Origin of the sequence: Rhodovibrio sodomensis (genome assembly GCF_016583645.1) — a bacterium.
In the GTDB taxonomy this organism is placed as follows: domain Bacteria; phylum Pseudomonadota; class Alphaproteobacteria; order Kiloniellales; family Rhodovibrionaceae; genus Rhodovibrio; species Rhodovibrio sodomensis.
Window position 1 is genome coordinate 1 of the sequence record NZ_NRRL01000267.1, and the last position, 1,256, is coordinate 1,256.

A 1,256-nucleotide genomic window follows, 5' to 3' on the forward strand; every position below is an offset into this window, starting at 1 on the left:
TGTTTCATCGTGCGGTCGGAGACCTTGATGCCTTTGGGATAGGTGTTGGCGTCGATGGTGCAGCTGACCTCGAGGCCCGTGCGCGTCGTGGTCGCGTTGATGAGCTGAACGATCGCTTCATGGCTGATGAGCGGCTTGCCGCGCCAGTTCTGCGAGATCTGGGCGAACAGCTTGTGCTCTATCTTGTTCCATTTGCTCGTGCCCGGCGGCAGGTGGGTGACCGTGATGGCCAATCCGGTCTCGTCGGCGAACTGCTGCAGTTCGTACTTCCACAGCCGCACCCGCGGGCCGTTGCTGCCCCCGCAATCGGCAGTGATCACCAGATGTTCCGCCTCAGGATAGCGCTCCTGGCCAAGCCGCTGCCACCAGCGGCGGATGCTCTCCACCGCGAACATGGCGGTGTCGGCGTCGGTGCCCAGATTGACCCAGCCTTCGTTCGCGGCAACATCGTAGACGCCGTAGGGTGCCACTTTGCCCAAGTCCGGGATCTGGAAGTCGTGCACGCGCACCGGCTCGGGATCGCCCTTGGGTCGGAGCTCGCGGCCGGCGTTCTTGAAGTCGCCCACCAGCTCCTTCTTCTTCGTGTCCACCGAGACCGCCGGCTCACCGCGTTCGGTGGCCGCGGTGACGGTCGCGTTGATGTTGTGGAACTGCGCGTCGCGGTCCGGATGGTTCGCGCCCTCACGCATCTTCTGGTTGGCTTGGCAGCTGTAGCCGAGCTTCTTCAAAAGCTGGCCCACCAGCGGCTGGCTCGCCTTGAACTCTTTTTCGGCCAGAGCTGCGGCGATATTGCGCTGACTGCGGCTGACCCAGCGCAAGGGCGCCTCAGGATCGCCCCGGATTGACCCATCGACAAGGCGCTCAAGAGCTGCAAGCAAACCGGGCTGGTGTTCTTCGGCCGACTTGCTACCGCCGCCCGGCCGTCGAACGCGCCCGCCCGAGCCCAGCACATCGGGCACCTCGGCCCCGTTCTTCAGGTCGTTGATGCCCCGCCCGATCGTGCTGCGGGCCATACCCGTGGCGCGCGCCGCAGCGATCCGACCGCCTCGGCCATAAGCCATGGCCTCGTTGGCGACAAAAAGACGACGGGTCCGCTCATCGAGGTACGGTTCCATCTCAAGGTAGCGGGCGCGAAGGTCTTCGAACTTACCCATACCCCAAACCTACCAACCTGCGCCCGATCATGCCGCCTATACGCCGATTCTATTCTGGCAAATTCACCCAGCCTTCGATTCGTTTCTTGCTTTTCAGGTCCT

The 1,256-nt window shown here is 63.6% G+C and carries 1 protein-coding gene; it reads right to left on the reverse strand.

The annotated features are described in order from the left end of the window. The coding region (locus tag CKO28_RS27660) for an ISAzo13 family transposase (protein ID WP_200344749.1) at positions 1-1,154 on the reverse strand (1,154 nt) is incomplete at its 3' end. Positions 1,155-1,256: the final 102 nt, after the last annotated feature.